General features: G+C 72.1%; 11 protein-coding genes, 1 tRNA gene and 1 pseudogene. 5 read left to right on the forward strand and 8 right to left on the reverse strand.

Annotation, left to right across the window (positions count from 1 at the left end):
- Positions 1–72: 72 nt before the first annotated feature.
- Both J7E86_RS12050 and J7E86_RS12055 read left to right on the forward strand, forming a co-directional pair.
- Positions 73–1,248, forward strand: a complete 1,176-nt coding sequence (locus tag J7E86_RS12050) for an MBL fold metallo-hydrolase (RefSeq protein ID WP_215081596.1) — start codon at positions 73–75, stop codon at positions 1,246–1,248.
- Positions 1,249–1,737: 489 nt separating this feature from the next.
- Complete coding sequence (locus tag J7E86_RS12055; RefSeq protein ID WP_251019018.1) at positions 1,738–2,625, forward strand: chitosanase; 888 nt, start codon at positions 1,738–1,740, stop codon at positions 2,623–2,625.
- A gap of 59 nt (positions 2,626–2,684) precedes the next feature.
- Here J7E86_RS12055 and J7E86_RS31860 read toward each other — a convergent pair whose 3' ends face one another.
- Positions 2,685–5,813 carry an amidohydrolase family protein gene (locus J7E86_RS31860; protein WP_215081597.1) on the reverse strand — a complete coding sequence of 1,043 codons (3,129 nt, stop codon included), beginning with the start codon at positions 5,811–5,813 and terminating at the stop codon, positions 2,685–2,687.
- A 403-nt stretch (positions 5,814–6,216) separates the two neighbouring features.
- On the opposite strand from J7E86_RS31860, the gene J7E86_RS12065 reads away from it, so the two are divergent.
- A tRNA-Pro gene (locus tag J7E86_RS12065) sits at positions 6,217–6,293 on the forward strand.
- A gap of 316 nt (positions 6,294–6,609) precedes the next feature.
- Here J7E86_RS12065 and J7E86_RS12070 read toward each other — a convergent pair.
- The 4 genes and pseudogenes from J7E86_RS12070 to J7E86_RS12085 all read right to left on the reverse strand — a co-directional run bounded on the left by J7E86_RS12070 (position 6,610) and on the right by J7E86_RS12085 (position 10,064).
- On the reverse strand, positions 6,610–7,869 hold the full coding sequence (locus tag J7E86_RS12070; protein WP_251019019.1) for a phosphatase PAP2 family protein: 1,260 nt from the start codon (positions 7,867–7,869) through the stop codon (positions 6,610–6,612).
- 152 nt (positions 7,870–8,021) lie between these two features.
- Positions 8,022–8,564, reverse strand: a pseudogene (locus J7E86_RS12075) (transposase family protein).
- A gap of 286 nt (positions 8,565–8,850) precedes the next feature.
- Complete coding sequence (locus J7E86_RS12080) at positions 8,851–9,723, reverse strand: hypothetical protein (protein ID WP_215081598.1); 873 nt, start codon at positions 9,721–9,723, stop codon at positions 8,851–8,853.
- Complete coding sequence (locus tag J7E86_RS12085; RefSeq protein WP_215081599.1) at positions 9,720–10,064, reverse strand: hypothetical protein; 345 nt, start codon at positions 10,062–10,064, stop codon at positions 9,720–9,722. Before J7E86_RS12085 ends, J7E86_RS12080 begins: the two co-directional genes overlap by 4 nt.
- Before the next feature lie 96 nt (positions 10,065–10,160).
- Between J7E86_RS12085 and J7E86_RS12090 the strand changes: the two genes are divergently transcribed.
- The gene (locus J7E86_RS12090) at positions 10,161–11,219 is read left to right on the forward strand and encodes a magnesium and cobalt transport protein CorA (RefSeq protein WP_215081600.1); all 1,059 of its coding nucleotides are present in this window, start codon (positions 10,161–10,163) and stop codon (positions 11,217–11,219) included.
- 53 nt (positions 11,220–11,272) lie between these two features.
- On the opposite strand, the gene J7E86_RS12095 is transcribed toward J7E86_RS12090, so the two are convergent.
- From J7E86_RS12095 to J7E86_RS12105, 3 genes are read right to left on the reverse strand one after another with little or no spacing between them, the layout of a single operon-like run.
- Complete coding sequence (locus tag J7E86_RS12095) at positions 11,273–12,214, reverse strand: alpha/beta fold hydrolase (RefSeq protein WP_215081601.1); 942 nt, start codon at positions 12,212–12,214, stop codon at positions 11,273–11,275.
- Positions 12,211–13,191 (reverse strand): NAD-dependent epimerase/dehydratase family protein, encoded by a 981-nt coding sequence (locus J7E86_RS12100; protein ID WP_215081602.1) that lies wholly within the window; start codon positions 13,189–13,191, stop codon positions 12,211–12,213. Before J7E86_RS12100 ends, J7E86_RS12095 begins: the two co-directional genes overlap by 4 nt.
- Positions 13,188–14,165: an alpha/beta fold hydrolase gene (locus tag J7E86_RS12105; protein WP_215081603.1), complete on the reverse strand. Its 978-nt coding sequence runs from the start codon at positions 14,163–14,165 to the stop codon at positions 13,188–13,190. The genes J7E86_RS12100 and J7E86_RS12105 overlap by 4 nt, the downstream gene beginning before the upstream one ends.
- Positions 14,166–14,355: 190 nt before the next feature.
- Here J7E86_RS12105 and J7E86_RS12110 point away from each other — a divergent pair, with 190 nt between their 5' ends.
- Positions 14,356–16,125 carry an AMP-binding protein gene (locus tag J7E86_RS12110; RefSeq protein WP_215081604.1) on the forward strand — a complete coding sequence of 590 codons (1,770 nt, stop codon included), beginning with the start codon at positions 14,356–14,358 and terminating at the stop codon, positions 16,123–16,125.
- The last annotated feature ends 49 nt before the right edge of the window (positions 16,126–16,174 follow it).

Below are 16,174 nucleotides of genomic sequence, written 5' to 3' on the forward strand. Positions count from 1 at the left end.
GATAATGGCGGGACCCGAGCTCCCCCACGGCCTCAGCCGCACGGGGTCGCCCCCCTCGCCCCTGGAGGTGCCGTGACCGGCTTCCGCCCGAAAAGCTTCCCGCTCGACGCCCTGCGCCCGGCCGCCTTCGGAGCGGACCCGTCGGGGGAGCGGATGGCGCGCATCCGGCGGTCGCCGCACTACGCCGACGGTGTCTTCACCAACCCCGTGGGGGTCGACCGCACGCCCTCCGGAGCGATGCTGAAGTTCCTGCCCACGTATTTCCGCAAGGAGGAGCGCGCCCGCCGCGCGCCCGCCGGAGCCGTGCCCGTCCACCCCACCACCATCGCCGACCTCGCCGCCCCCGCGGTCTCCGGACTGCGGCTGACGTGGATGGGCCACTCCAGCGTGCTCGCCGAGATCGACGGCCACCGGGTGCTCTTCGACCCGGTGTGGTCCGAGCGCTGCTCGCCCTTCGCCTTCGCGGGCCCCAGGCGCCTGCACCCGGTGCCGGTGCCGCTGGCCGAGGTGGGGACCGTGGACGCCGTCGTCATCTCCCACGACCACTACGACCACCTCGACATGCCGACGGTCAGAGCGCTGGCCCGTACCGGCACCCGGTTCGTCGTACCGCTGGGCGTCGGTGCCCACCTGGAGCACTGGGGCATTCCGGCGGACCGGATCGCCGAGCTCGACTGGCACGAGTCCACGGCCGTCGGCGGCCTCACCCTCACCGCCACTCCCGCCCGCCACTTCTGTGGCAGAGCGCTGCGCAACACCCAGCACACCCTCTGGGCCTCCTGGGTGGTCGCCGGCCCCGACCACCGCATCTTCCACAGCGGCGACACCGGCTACTTCCCCGGCTTCGCGGACATCGGCGCCCAGTACGGGCCGTTCGACGCCACGATGGTGCAGATCGGTGCCTACAGCGAATTCTGGCCCGATATCCACATGACGCCCGAGGAGGGCATGCGGGCTCATTCCGACCTCCAGGGCGACCCGGCCCGCGGCGTCATGCTGCCGATCCACTGGGGCACCTTCAACCTCGCTCCCCATCCCTGGGAGGAGCCGGTCGAGGGAACCGTCGCCGCAGCTCGGCGCGCTGGTGCGCACATCGCCGCGCCCCGCCCGGGGCAGCCCTTCGAGCCGGCCGCCGGGCTGCCGCTCGACCTGTGGTGGCAGGCGATCACGGGCCGGCCGGCGGGCGGCCGGCCCGAGCCGGTGGCGGACCTGCCGAGCCGCGCCGGGGCCGCCACCGTCCGCGTGTAGGCCATCTCCGGCGGCCGGCGCGGTGGTGTCCTCAAGCGCCGGACGGGCTGCTGTGCTGTGTCCTCAATCTCCCCCAGCTACCGCTGGGGGTCCCCCAACAGGCTGAAGGCGGCTGAGCCCAGCCGAATCAAGCCTGTCCGGCGCTTGAGGACGCGCCCGCAGGGCGCTCGCCGCCGCAGGCGGCAAAGCCGGCCCGCCCCGCCGCAGGCGGCCAGGCGGCAAAGCCGGCCCGCAGCCGAAGCCTCGCCGGGCACGGCCTGGTCCGGGGTTCGGCGGCCGCCCCGTGGCGATGGCGTGATCTCGCGCCGCCGCGTAAATGAGTCGCCCGCACCTCTTGTGGCGGAAGCGGCGGGACCGCTTCAATGCCGTTCATGGTTAGGAAAGCTTCCTAACAGAGCTTCCTGACCGCCGATGCTCCATGCGAACCGCCATCGGGTGCCCTCGGCGATCCACCGAGGGCCCTCGGTAACCATCGGGAACGGAGACCACATGCTCACGCGCACCTCGAAGAAGACCCCCCGCATCGCCCTCATGGGACTGGCCGTCGCCCTCCCCGCCCTCGCCTTCGCCGGATCGGGCGGGGCCACCGCGGCCACCGCCGCCCCGGACACCCACGTCGCCACCGCCCCGGCCACCGAGCGAATACAGCGGGTGGCCACGGCGGCGGCCGGGCTGGACGACCCGCACAAGAAGGACATCGCCATGCGGCTGGTGTCGAGCGCGGAGAACTCCTCGCTCGACTGGCGCGCCCAGTTCGCGTACATCGAGGACATCAAGGACGGCCGCGGCTACACCGCCGGCATCATCGGCTTCTGTTCCGGCACCGGCGACATGCTCGACCTCGTCGAGCGCTACACCCGGCAGAAGCCCGGCAACCCGCTGGCCAAGTACCTCCCCGCCCTGCGCAAGGTCAACGGCAGCGACTCCCACGCCGGCCTCGGCAAGCCCTTCGAGGACGCCTGGAAGAAGGCCGCCCAGGACAAGGACTTCCAGAAGGCCCAGGAGTCCGAGCGCGACCGCGTCTACTTCAACCCCGCCGTCAAGCAGGGCAAGGACGACGGCCTGCGCGCGCTGGGCCAGTTCGCCTACTACGACGCGATCGTCATGCACGGCCCCGGCACCGGCAAGGACAGCTTCGGCGGCATCCGCAAGGCCGCCATGGCGAAGGCCCGGACCCCCGCGCAGGGCGGTGACGAGAAGAGCTATCTGAACGCCTTCCTGGACGCCCGCAAGAAGGCCATGCAGAACGAGGAGGCGCACAGCGACACCAGCCGCGTCGACACCGCGCAGCGCGTCTTCCTCGACAACGGCAACTTCGACCTCCAGCCGCCGCTGAAGTGGAAGGTCTACGGCGACTCGTACCAGATCAACGAGTAGCCGTTCGCGCCCGCGGCCGCCCTCGCTCCCCCGACCGGGGGCGAGGGCGGCCGCCGGTGTCAGTGCGAGAGCTCCATGTCGCAGCAGGAGTCCCGGCGCAACTGCCGCCCGACCTCCAGCCACTGGCCGAGCGAACGCTCCGGGTGTCCGGCCGCGCCCTGGTCGCCCTCGTACGCGCCGACCAGCTCCGCCTGCTCGTACGGCACCCCGCCGCGCAGCACCGACACCGTCCGCACCAGCTGGTCGAAGTCCGTGAACGGATCGCCGTCCACCACCGTCACATCGGCCAGCTTCCCGGGCTCCAGCGTGCCCAGGTCCCGCTCCGCGCCGAACGCCCGCGCCGCCAGGACGGTCGCGGTGCGCAGCGCCTGCGCCGCCGAGAGCCCGTAACGGTGCAGCGCGCGCAGCCCCATGTGCAGCGAGAGCCCCACGGGCACCAGCGGTGCGTCCGTGCCGAGCGCGACGATCCCGCCGCGGGCCAGCACCCGGCGGTAGACGTCGACCTCGCGCTCCAGCGTGGCCAGCTGGTCCGCGGTCGGCCGGCTGCCGGCCGTCTGCCGTACGAGCGCCTCGTCCCACGGCGGCATCAGCGCCGTCACCCGCGGGTCCCGGGCGAGCGCGGGCGCGTCGCCCAGCAGCGGCACCGACGTGAAGAGGGTCGCGATCAGATGGAAGTCCGTACCGGTGTAGATCTCCACCAGGTCCTGGTACGCACGTCCCGACGCCGACGTGGCGTGCCCGAACTCCAGCCGCTGCGTGGCCTGGAGGTGGGTCGTCAGGTCCTGGCCCAGCTGCACACCGGGCGAGCACAGGTGGCTGCCGGTGCGCACGCCGAGCCGCTCGTGCGCGAAGTGCGCCGCGTCCCGCATCACCCACCCCGGCGCGCGGACGTACGTCTTCACGAAGTCCCAGTCCAGCGCCGCCGCCCGGGTCAGCGACCTGCGCAGCCCCTCCCGGGTGCGGTGCGCGCGGCCCATGCTGTAGGCGACGCGCGCGCCGTCCAGCAGCTCCCCGCTGGTGAGCATCCGTGGCCCGGCCAGGGCGCCCGCGGCCACCGCCTCACGGATGCGGGCCTGCTCGTAGGCGAATCCGCCGAGCGAGACGGCCGTCGTGATCCCGTAGGCCAGCTGCAGCGCCGTCTGCCGGCCGCCGTAGGTGTTCTGGTACGGGTGCGTATGGGCGTCCCAGAGCCCCGGGATCACCGTGCGGTGCGACGCGTCGATCCTGCGGAGCGAGGCGCGCCGTGTCCGGTGCGGCTCGACGGCCGCGATCCGCCCGCCGCGCACCACGAGGTCGACGTCCTCCCGTACGGTCTCGCCGGTGCCGTCCCAGAACCTTCCGGCGTGCACGACGGTGTCGGCGGGCGTCGGGCGCCGGTAGTCGAGGGTGACGGGGACCGTACGGGCCGAGCCGTCCGCCACGTCCAGGAGCCGCAGCCGCCCTGCCGACAGGTAGAGGATCGTGCGGGAGTCCGCCGACCAGGAGGGGTGGTCGGCGGCCTCGTCCGTCAGCCGGCGCGGCTCTCCCTCGGGCGTCCCGTCGGCCCGTACGGGCAGCAGCCACAGCGCGGACTCGCTGATCACCGCCATGTGGCGGCCGTCGGGCGACCAGACGGGCCCCGAGTCGTACCGGTCCGAGAGCGAGGTGTGCGGGGCGATGGCGTGCAGCCGCGCGGTGCCGGTGGCGGCGTCGACGACCCGGATGAGGTTGTAGCCCTCGCGGAACCGCTGGTTGAGACGGTTGCGGTCGCAGAGGGCGACGAAGCGCCCGTCCGGCGACCAGCTCGGTCTGCCGGGCAGGCCACCGCCGCCGAGCGGGGCGGCGAGGACGCGGTCGGTGCGGGAGGCGAGGTCGCGCACGAGGAGATTCCCGGTCATGTCCAGGCACGCCAGGTTCTTCCCGTCCGGCGAGAGGGCCGGATAGACCCGGCCGCCGTCGGCCAGCACGGTCTCCTCGCCGGAGGCGAGGTCCCGGCGGCGCACGGCGAGCAGGCCGTCACGGTCGCCCGCGTAGATCAGGGCGCGCCCGTCGCGGGTCCAGGTGGGGCCGAGCAGATAGCGGGTGGGGCCGGCGTCGACGACGCGGCGCGGGCGGCCGCCGGCCACATCGCAGACCCAGAGGGAATTGAGCGCGGCGAACGCCACCCGCCGGCCGTCGGGCGAGAGCGCGGGCAGGTGCAGGGCGCGGGCCGTATGGGTGCCGCCGCCGTCGAGGTCGTACCGCTTGACGCGGTAGCGGGGCCGGTCGAGGGGCAGCGCGGCGGTGAAGGGGATGGGCGTGGCCTTCGGGGCTTTCCCTTGAGCCCCGTCCGTGCGGAGCAGCCGAAACTGCCCGCTCACGGTCAGCAGCAACTCCTCCCGCGACACCCAGCGCGGCGGTACGGGCTCCACGTCGCCGTCGACCGCCACCGCCGCCCCGTCGACGACGAGGGTGCAGGAGGCGGTGGGGGAGGCGGTGGTCCGCAGATAGGCGAGCCGCCCGGCCGGGGAGACGGCCGGGGTCATCACCTGCGCGGCGGCGCTCTCGGTGTGCTCGGCCCGTACCGCCCCCTGCCCGTCGGACGCCACGGAGGCGACCGTACGGGCCTCCAGCGCGGCCCCGGCGACGCGCGCCCGGACGAACAGCAGCCGGGTGCCGTCCGGTGACCAGGCGGGGTCGAAGTCCTCCCAGGCCCCGTCCTGCGCCGGCCCCTCCTGTCCGGGCACTCCCGTGATCCGCGTCAGGGCGCCGGTGCGGACGTCCACCACCCACACGCGGTACGGGCTGCCGGCCACCGGATCACCGCCGCGCTCGGAGGCGAAGGCGATCCGCGTCCCGTCCGGCGACCACGCCGGCCCGCGGTCGTCCCACGGCCCGTCGGTGAGCTGCCGCAGCCCCGAACCGTCGGGCCGCAGCGTCCAGAGGTGGAACCCGCCCCCGCGGTACGCGCAGACGGCGAGCTGCCTGCCGTCGGGGGAGTGGACGGGACGGGTGGGCTCAAGATCCGCGGGCGTGATCGCGACGGCCTCCCCGCCCGCGCGGGGAACGGACCACAGCACGTTCTGCACCTCGGCGACGAGCCGGTCACCGGCGGGGGAGAGGCTGGCGGAGCCGTTGGTGGCGGCGGTGAAGGAGAGCGTGGAGCCGGCGGTCCGCGGACTCGCGGCGACCGCGACGTCCCCCGGCAGAGCGCCGGTGACGCCGGCCACAACGGCGGTCCCGGCGGCCGCCTGAAGAAACCTGCGCCGGGAGAGGGGAGAGGGAGGGGAAGTAGGGGGGAGGTCCGCGCCGATGTGACCAGGGGTGTCCAACTGTCCTCCTGCTGCGGGGGAGTTGTGCGGGTCTGGAGCCGAGATCGGGACGCCTGATGGTCGCATGGAACGCGGGAGGGGGGTCAACACCGCGCTGGGTGGGGAGGGTGTGCGGGGGTGGGCAGGTGCGACGCACGCCAAGGAATGCGATGAATCAGGGTGAATGGGGCATTTACCCTCGGCGCGAGGGTCGCCCGCCCTGGGATCGACCCCGCTCAAAGCCGTGCGCGGCCACCCGGTGAAGTGCGGTATTGTTCTCATGCGCGGTCGGCCAGGGCAGAAGCCCGAGCCGGACAAGCACCGGGACGTGGCGCAGTTTGGTAGCGCACTTGACTGGGGGTCAAGGGGTCGTGGGTTCAAATCCCGCCGTCCCGACCAGCGATTTTCGCAGGTCAGAGGCCGTTTCCTCGTAATGAGGGAACGGCCTTTCTCGTGTTGTGTCGGCTTGTGGTGGCAAGGTGGTCGCAGTGCTGGGGACGCCGTGACGCGGCCGAGATCCGCCGCTCGGCCGCAGCCGGCCGGGGCGTGATCGTCGGCCGGGCGGGACTGCGGTCCAGCCGGTCGCGGCGGACGGCCTCGCCGAGCGTGCTGGAGAGGGTGGCGAGGATCCGGCGAACGGTTACTGGACCGCGGTCGCGCGCGAACTGTGTCCGTATGGCGTGGAACCAGGACGTCGGACCTGATGCACCATGACTCACACCAGTTCGGGTTGCGGTTCCGGTTGCCGCGCCGGTGTGGCCTTCGGTGTCTTCGGTTCCCACCGTTCGGTGGTCCGTACGAAGCCGTAGACCACTGAGGCCATCGCCAGAATGAGGAGTGGTCCGAACACCCACGGATGCTGGGCCATCTCCATCGGCAGATAGCGATATGACACCAAGAGGGCGGCGAAGACCGTGGTGCCGTAAGCGACCAGCTGGATTCCTTGCCGGTCCCAACCACGGTCGAACGAGCGCACAGCTGCCTCGATCGTGAGCGCGAACACCACGCCGGCAACGAGATCCACGCCGTAGTGGTAGCCGAATCCCAGCGTTGCGCTCAGCGTGGCGATCAGCCAGAACGCGCCCGCGAATCGCAGAATGCGTGGGCCCTTGCGGGAATGGATGAAGATTGCGGTGGCCCATGCTGTGTGCAGGCTGGGCATGCAGTTGCGTGGGGTGATCGCGTCGTACGGCACCGGATGCGGGGTATGGATCGGTGGAGGCGTGTGCGGCCACAGGTTGGCCACCGCCCACTGCACGCCGCCGGTGCCGGAGGTGCCCGGGCCGTAGGCGAAGATCGGTCCGACCACCGGGAAGATCATGTAGATGGCCGGCCCGAGGAGGCCGATCACCAGGAAGGTGCGCACCAGATGATGGCGCGGGAAGCGGCGCTCGGCCGCCACGTTACGCAGCTGGTACAGCGCGACGACGACCGCGGCCACCGCGAGCTGCGCGTAGACCACGTCGAGAAGTGTGGCGATCGGGCCGCTGGCCCTGAGAATCCGGCCTGCCAGCCACGACGGGTTGCCCAGCGCGTGATCGGCGGTTGCCAGGTACGGGTCCAGCACCGCCGGGCGGGTCTTCGACGTGATGAGCAGCCAGGTGTCGCCGATCTTGCGGCCGGCCACCAGCAGCAGGCCCAGCCCGACGCCCTTCAGCAGCAGGACACGTTCCCGGCCGGTGCGGCGCGTGATGGCGATGACCGCACAGCCCAACAACACCCACAACGCGCCGTTGCCGAAGAAATGGCCCTCGGGCGCCTTGGCGCCGACCGCCCACCGCACCAGCACGAAGACGACGTCGATGCCGATCGCGGCACCCGCCGCGATGAACCGTTGCCGCCAGGTGAGCACCACCATCATCAACGCCATGCCGGCGTACAGCGGCCCTGGTTTGGGAGCGAATATCACCTCTCGCACCTGGTTGGTCATCGGCCCCGGCACACCGCCGTAGCGACGCGCGACGATCTCCAGCATGATGAGGAACCCGAGGGCCACCGCACCCGCCGTGGCCCACAGGATCGCTCGTGGTTGACGCCACGCGGCGAACGTAATTCTGCAGTTTATTCGCGAAAACACCCTCGCGATACTATAGGTATCAATTGTTTGACCGATTTGCTGGATGTCGGTTAAAGAGGCCACTCTTCGTGCCGGACGGCGTGGCGAGACGCTGGACCATCGAGCGCAGCACCCTTCGTCCTGGCGAAGGCGTGCTCGACGCGGGCACGGGCCCTGCGGTGCTCGGCGTTGTCCTCTTCCTCGCCCTTCAGCAGGGGCCGGCCGGGGCGTTTACGGTGGAGGACCACGAGCCCGGTGTTGATGTAGGCCCCGTCACCGAGCACGGTGACGCCCTCGCAGCGCTCGGCCAGGCCGGAAGCCCGCCAGGCCTGCGCATCGGCAGTGGTGCCGGGCACCGGCTGAATCGCACCCTACCGACGGCTGACCGGTGCCGGCGCGAGCAGCGGGCCCAGTCGCTGGATCACCCGGCACACCGTCACCGGCGAGACGCCGAAGGGCGGGGCGAGCTGTCGCATGGTGAGATTCGTGCGGTAGTGCACGGCTGCCAGCAGCACCCGGTCAGCCGGCGGCAAGCACCACGGCCATACAGGGCAGATGCACCCGGGTGCGGGCTGTCCACGGCGAGGGCGGCCGGGGCCCTGAACCCGTTCCATCCGGGCCGACCTTGGCACTGACGCTGGAGGACCAGGTCATGCTGGTAGCGATGTGCGGCCGCATCAACCTCACCATGAGCCAGCTCGCCCCGCTCTTCGGAATCTCCCGGCAGCCGTCGGTCGGATCAACAGCCGGCACGGACCCCTGCTCGGTCGGCCTGGCCCCGGGCAAGCGCGAGCCTGACGGCACCACGTCTTCATCGTGGACGGCACGCTGCTGCCCACGAGGGACCGCACCGTGTCCGCCTCGTCGAATGGTGGTGGCCGCATCGCCGGGGCCGGCGGTTCAGGAATGGAATCTGACTCTGATCACGAAAGCGTCGTTGTCGAGGGAGCGCAGGTATGCGTCGGCGTACCGAAAATACGCGTCGCCTCGTGGCAGGCCAGGATGGTGGACGGGGTCGAGGGTCCCGTCGATCCACGTTCCGTCGAGGGTCAGAAGCACGTTCGTCGGGATGGCCCGGCAGACCTCCTGCTGGACGAAGCCGTCACGGTCAGTGCCGAAACAGGCGATCGCGTCCCCGACGCGCGGGAGGAATCCGGCGCCCTCGGGCGCGTGCAGAACCGCCTGCGCGAGCGGCTGGCTCAGATAGTCCTGCCGGGCCTTTTCGAAGGGGTATCCCAGGGGGTCGTCCTGAAACCGCCGGTGGAAGTCGTCCAGCGGCCGAGCGGGCGGATACGGCGAGGCGAACCGGCTCCATCCGTCCCACTTCGCTGTTGCCTCGGCCGCCCTGGCCGACCGGTCCGTGTCGAAGTCCAGCAGTCCTCGGGCACCGCCGTCGCAGCGCGCCGTCCTCCGGGCCCGGGGGCGTCCGTTGGAGAACACCGGATGGTGAATGATGCGCGGGTCGTCCTCATGACCGGCGAGAACCGGAAGTCCTGTGTCACCGTCTCCGCCGTAGACGTGATACCAGTCCCACTCGCCCTGCGGCTCTTCCCCGCCGGCTGGTTCCGGTTGATTCATGTCGAACGGGGCCATAGCGGCCTTCAGTGCTTCTTCCCATTCCTCGATCGGAACCGAAGGAAGGCAGACCGTCACTATCTCCTTGGCCACGTTCCATCCCTTTCCGGGGGCCCTGATCCTAGCCTCAAGCGAGGGCCGCGCCGGCCCGCGCCTTCCGAGGAGAACGCAGGTCGACGCGGCCTCAATCTCAATCACTCAGGCTGCCCGGGCGTGCGGGGCGGCGTTGCGGTGTTGCCTGTCTCGTCGTAGGCATACGTCTCGGCGGTCTTGACCGCGCCGGGCCCCTCGGGGCTGACGGCCGTCAGCGCGTGCGGCTGAGCCGTTCCCGGCGCGGGATAGCCGTACGACCGCTTGGTGTCGCCGGCCGTGCCGCCGGACAGGGTGGCGCCCGTGAGGTCGACGTGGGCCCGTACCGTTTCCGCGAGATCCTCGGGGAAGTCGATCGAGTACTTCTTGCTACGGCTCGTGTTCCCGAAGCTACCGATGGTGGCGACGGCAGCCGCTCCTGGGGAGTCGTGAGGACATTCCGGACTCACCGGAGGAGCATCTATTGCTGTGAGGCGTGTACGGCAGTGCTGCGCCGCCGGTGGGCGACGGGCGGCGCACGTCGGCTGGACGCGAGGAGGAAGGCCATGATCGTCGACTGCGCTCACTACCGCGACGGGCGTCGGCAGCACGAAGGTGCGATGCCGTTGGAGCAGGCCGCCGCGCGCTGTACGCAGGGCGGCTTCGTCTGGCTGGGTATGTTCGAACCGGGGCCCGATGAGCTTGCCCGGGTGCGCGAGTGCTTCGGGCTGCATGAGCTCGCCGTCGAGGACGCCCGGGCCTTTCACCTGCGGCCGAAGGCCGAGCAATACGAGGACGGCACCGAGCTGATCATCCTGCGCACCGCGCGCTACGACGACGAGCGCGAGGAGATCGACACCGGTGAGATCAGCATCTTCCTCGCCGAACACTTCGTGATCACCGTTCGCCAGGGCATCGCCAGCGAGCTGCGCGGTGCGCGCAGCCGGCTCGAACGCCGCCACGAACTGCTGCGCACCGGGAGCGCCTCGACGCTGTGGGCCATCCTCGACCAGGTCGTCGACAGCTACGCGCCGGTCGTCGCGGAACTCGAACACGACATCGAGCAGATCGAGGCCATGGTGTTCTCCGGGGCGGTCGCCCCGACCGAACGGATCTACTCCCTGCGCCGTGAGGCCACCGACTTCTACCGTGCCGTGCACCCACTCCTCGCCGTGCTCGGCCGACGGCTGCAGCCCGGCAAGTCACAGGCCGAACTCCTGCCCTACTTCCGCGATGTGCACGACCATCTGCTGCTGGTCAACGAGGAGGTCGCCGCCCAACGTGACCTGTTGGCCACCGTCCTCGAAGCGAACATCGCGGTGATCTCCGTCGAGCAAAACAAGATCAATCTTCGGCAGAGCGCCACGATGGAACGGCTCACGGTCCTCGCGACCGTGTTTCTTCCGCTGTCCTTCGTCGTCGGCTTCTTCGGGCAGAACTTCGACTGGCTGGTCAGGCACATCAGCGGCTTCACGGCGTTCCTCGCCCTCAGCGTCGTCGGACTGCTGCTGCCGTGCCTGCTGCTGTACGTCTGGCTGCGCCGGCGACGTCGCCTCCCCACACCGCCCGTGCCCGAGATGGGCAACGCCGCCCCGACGCACGCCCGGGCAGCCTCCGAGGAGTGAGGACGGCGCCGACGAGCACGCTCCACCGTGGACGACGACCGGCGGCGGCGTTGTCACCCCCTCTGCCCACGGTCCGTCACGGCGAGGAAATCCCGTATGTCCTCGACAAGTTGCCACGCCATGTCCTCAAGGACGTAGTGCCCGGCATACGGATAGAGGTGGAGTGACGCCCGGGGCAGGCGGCGTGTCCATTCGGCGAGGACGAGATCGTCGTAGAGGGGGTCGCGCATGCCCCAGCCGATGAAGACGGGCAGTTGGGTGAAGGTGACGAGGGCCTCGCCGAGCCGCTGGGCGTGGGGCCATCCGGCATCGGCCGGGCCGAGGGGGATGTCCTGTGCCCAGCGCACGAGCGCGGGCCGGTCCCGCTGCCGCCGGTAGGGGGCCAGGTAGGCGTCGCGGACGGCCTGTGGCAGCGGGCGGCGCGGGCCCTGCCGCAGGGCCATGTGCGCCACGGCGTTCGAGGCGTGCGCGAACCGGCCCACCCCCCGCCGCCTCAGGGCGTGGGTTCCCCACGGAAGCCGGTATCCGGGGGGCATGGGGAACGCGGCGGTGTTGAGCACGACGAGGCGGTCGACGACGCCGGGGTGGAGGTGTGACCACCACATGCCGACGGGCCCGCCCCAGTCGTGCACGACCAGCGTCCAGCCGCGCGTCGGTGCGCCCCGTTCGGCGATGAGGTGGTCCACGAGGCGCCCCAGATCCCGGGCGCGGATCTCGGCGAGGAGTTGTCCGTCCCTGTCGCGCGCCCGGTCGGACAGCCCCATTCCCCTCAGGTCGGGGGCGATGCAGCGGTAGCGTCCCCGCAGCCCGAGGACGAGGTGGCGCCACATGTAGCTCCATGTGGGGTTGCCGTGGACCATGAGGACGGGTGCGCCCCGGCCCTCGTCCAGGTAGTGCTGGTGCCATGCGCCATGGCCGAACCAGTGCCCTTGGAAGGGGTAGTCCGGCAGGCGGCGTGCCTGCTCGGCGGAGAGGGGCGGTCCGTGATGGGTCATGACGTCTGTCGCAGACGTCGAAGTCCTTCACGGGTGCTGACCAGAGGCGTGTAACCCAGACGGGTGCGGGCGGCGGAGATGTCGAACCAGTTCGCGTACACCGCTCCCGCCACCGTGCAGCGGTCGAGCGGGGGTTCTCCGGGGAGGCGCAGCAGGCGCCATCCGCCCTCGCACAGCATGCCGGCCGTACGGGCGAGGGAGTCGGGGACGCTCTGCAGGCGCGGGCTGCGGCCCAGGGCACGGAAGAAGGCGGTCAGTGTCCGGGCGAAGGTGCAGGGCCTGCCCTGGGAGATGAAGTACGGGCGGCCCGCGGCCGGCGTACCGGGGCGGACGCGATCGAGGGCCAGGAGGTGGGCGTGGGCGGCGTTGTCCACGTAGACGGTGTCGACGCGCTTGCGGCCGCCGCCGGGCAGCGGGAGGACGCCGAAGCGGGCGGCGCGCAGGAGCCGGGGCGCGAAGTGCGGATCACCGGGGCCCCAGATGCAGTGGGGGCGCAGGGCGGCTGTGGCCAGGTTGGGCCCGTTGGCTGCCAGGACCAGGCGTTCGGCGGTGGCCTTGGAGCCCGGGTAGGGGCCCAGGGGCCTACGGGCGTAGGGCAGGGCTTCGTCGCCGCCGTCGATGTCGGTGTTGTCGAAGACCACGCTGGGGCTGGAGGTGTAGATGAGTGTGCCGATGCGGTGGTGCAGGCAGGCGTCCACGACATGGCGGGTGCCGGTGACATTGGTCGCGAAGAAGGAGGCGGGGTCGCCCGCGAGGCCCACGCGGGCGGCGGTGTGCAGGACCGCGTCGCAGCCGGCGGCCGCGTGACGGACGGTGCCGGAGTCGCGGATGTCGCCCAGGCGCTGGTCGGTGCCGAGTGTCGCGAGAGGCCGGCTGAAGCGACGGTGCAGTGACCTGACCTCGTGCCCGGCGGCGGTCAGCTGTTGACACAGTGCGTGACCGAGGAAGCCGCTGCCTCCGGTGACCAGGACCCTCATCGGCGCTCTCCGCGGCCGTCCTGGGGTCGTACGGGCGCGGGGGCGTCGAGGACGTTCGCGCGCCGTCCGGCGGTGTCGAGGAAGTGCCGGATCTCCGGGACGAGTTCGGCGCGCGCGTCCTCCAGCACGTAGTGGCCCGCCTCCGGGTAGCGGAGCACCCGGGCGTGCGGGAAGCGCCGTTGCCACTCGTCGGCCAGTGGCGGTCGCAGGACCGGGTCGCGCATGCCCCAGCCGACCAGCAGTGGTATCTGTCGCAGGGCGGGCAGCATCTGTTCCACGACGGCCAGCAGCGACCAGCCCGGATCGGCGCGGGTGAGGGGGACGTCCTGGATGAAACGGGAGAGGGCGGCGCGGTGCCGGCGACGGCGGTAGGGCGCGGTGAAGGCGCGGCGGACCTCGGCGGGCATCGGTGTGGTCACGCCCAGCCGCGCTGCCCCGTACGCCCAGCCCGGCGTGCTGTGGGCCGCCAGGGCGCTGACGGGGCGCAGCCGCAGCAGGCGGAACCACCGAGGAGGAAGGCCGTGCTCGGGAAAGCGGAACACGGTGGTGTTCAGCACGACGACCCGGTCCACCCGCTCCGCGTTCAGGCAGGCCCAGGCCAGCGCGATGGGTCCGCCCCAGTCGTGGGCCGCCACCGTCCAGCCGCGGTCCGGTGCCCCGTGCTCGTCGACCAGGTGACGGACCAGGTCGTCGAGCGCGGCGATCTGGTAACCCGCCAGGAGCGCGGGCAGCGGCGCGGCCAGGCGCTCGGACAGGCCCATGCCCAGCAGGTCCGGTACGACGCACCGGTAGGCGTCGCGCAGCCCTGTCACCAGATGGCGCCAGGCGTAACTCCAGGCGGGGTTGCCGTGCACCATCAGCACCGGGGGGCCGGTGCCCTCGTCCAGATAGTGCTGCCGGCCATCGGCGTGCTCGAACCACCGTGAGGTGAACGGGTAGTCCGGCAGGCCGGAGCCTTCGGTCGCTGCGCACACGGAACGGCCCTTCGTCATACGGCCCTTCGGTGGTCGTCCCTTCATAGGGTGCCGTCAACTGCGAGGATCTGGCGAAGAGTTCATGCCCCGGAGTGGACCGTTCCGCGCCAGGGCGTGCCTGATTCACTCGTGTAGGTGATGCCCGAGGACGGCGCCACCCGCATGCTGGTAAGGCAGGACCGTCCTGGCCGTGACCCGCCGGCCCGCCCCCCCCGAGCCGGACCGGGACCGTGCGGCATTCCCGGGCAGCCGCCCCCTGCCCGTCCATCGCTGGGGCCGGGCGCGGTGCCGGTGTGGTGCCCGCCCGCTCACCACCGTCGACCACACCGCACCGGAGGTGTCCGCCGTGGCCCCGCTGGCCCGTACCGTCCTGTCCGCCCTGCGGGACGCGCCCGAGGGCGTGTGCCTGTACTACCCGAAGGGCCGGCGGGGTTTCACGGCGCTCAGCAACGCCGACGCCGCCGCGAGGAGCCTGTCGACCGCCGCGGCCCTGGCCCGTGCCGGGATCCGGCCCGGGCACCGCGTGGCCGTACTGACCCGCGACCCGGTGGAGCTGGGGACCTGCGTGCTGACCCTCACCGGCATGGGCGCCGTCCCCGTCCTCGTCGACGGCTCCCTGCCACTGCCCATGATGCGGCGGTGCCTGGCGGCCGCGGCGCCGGACGCCCTGCTGGCCGAGCCGCTCGCCCACGTCGCGGCCCGCCTCCTGGGCTGGGGCGGGGGCACCGTCCGCCACCGCGTGGTGGCCGGTCCGCCGGCCTGGCCCGGCCGGACCCTGGACCGGCTGCGCCGCGCCGTGCCTCCCTGGCAGGTCATGACCGACTCCCGCGACGACGCCCCGGCGATGGTCGTCTTCACCTCCGGTGCGACGGGGCCACCCAGGGGAGTTCTCTACCGGCACGGCACCGTACGGGCGCAGGTCCAGGCGCTCCCGCGGAGCCTGGACCTGGCCGGGCGGACGGTGGTCGCCGCGTTCGTACCGGCCGCGGTCCTGGGACCGCTGCTCGGTGCCACCACGGTGATCCCCCGCCTCGACCTGACCCGGCCCACCCGCGTCCGCGCCCGCGCCCTGGCGGATGCCGTGAACCGCACGGGCGCCGACACGCTGCTCGGTTCGCCCGCGCTCCTGGACCGCCTGGCCCGGCACTGCGTCCGCACGCTCACACCCCTGCCCACCCTGCGGGATGTCTTCTCCTTCGGCGCCTCCTTGCCCTACGCGGTCCTCGACCGGCTGCGGGTGTGCCTGACCGCCGCCGCGACCGTCCACAGCGTCTACGGAGCCACCGAGGCCCTGCCGGTCAGCACGATCGACCACCGGGAGCTGCTCCCGCTGCGCTCCGCCACCGCCCGGGGGCACGGGGTGTGCCTGGGCCGGCCCGTACCGGGTGTCACCGTCCGCGTCCTGCCGCTGGATCCGCTGTCCCCGGAGCGGGACACCGAAGGGCTGCCGTGCGGTGTGGCCGGTGAACTCGCCGTCGCGGGTGCGAACGTCAGCCCGGCCTACCTGGATCCGGCGGACACCCGGGCGGCGAAGGCGTACGGGGCGTACGGCGGCGTCGTCCACCGCATGGGCGACGTCGGCTCGCTGGACGCACAGGGCCGCGTCTGGTTCTACGGCCGCCTCGCGCACCGGCTGCGCACCGCGGAAGGAGACGTGTTCACCGAGCGGGTCGAACCGGCCCTCGACGCCCTGCCCGGCGTGCGCCGCACCGCGCTGGTCGGCGTCGGCGCGGCCACCGCGCAGCGCCCGGTGGTGATCGTCGAGCCGGAGCCGGGGGCACCGCGCGCGGCTCGCGCGATGGTGCGCCGCGCGATCCAGGAGGCGCTGGAAGGTCTGGAGCGGCCGGTGACCGGTGCGGTGCCGGTGCTGTTCCATCGGTCACTGCCGGTGGACCACCGGCACGGCGCCAAGATCGACCGTGCGCGGCTGGCCCGGTGGGCCGCCGCCCGGCTCACGTGACGAGGCCGTCGGCTGTTCGGCCCGTGGCTATGGACCCTGGCACCCATCC

This window comes from Streptomyces sp. ISL-11, assembly GCF_018614525.1.
Classification (GTDB): domain Bacteria; phylum Actinomycetota; class Actinomycetes; order Streptomycetales; family Streptomycetaceae; genus Streptomyces.

Bases quoted from the DNA above. Each gene is read 5' to 3' on its own strand.
- J7E86_RS12055 (WP_251019018.1), top strand. From the start codon at position 1,738: ATGCTCACGCGCACCTCGAAGAAGACCCCCCGCATCGCCCTCATGGGA.
- J7E86_RS12070 (WP_251019019.1), bottom strand. From the start codon at position 7,869: ATGCTGGAGATCGTCGCGCGTCGCTACGGCGGTGTGCCGGGGCCGATG.
- J7E86_RS12090 (WP_215081600.1), top strand. From the start codon at position 10,161: ATGATCGTCGACTGCGCTCACTACCGCGACGGGCGTCGGCAGCACGAA.
- J7E86_RS12095 (WP_215081601.1), bottom strand. From the start codon at position 12,214: ATGACCCATCACGGACCGCCCCTCTCCGCCGAGCAGGCACGCCGCCTG.
- J7E86_RS12100 (WP_215081602.1), bottom strand. From the start codon at position 13,191: ATGAGGGTCCTGGTCACCGGAGGCAGCGGCTTCCTCGGTCACGCACTG.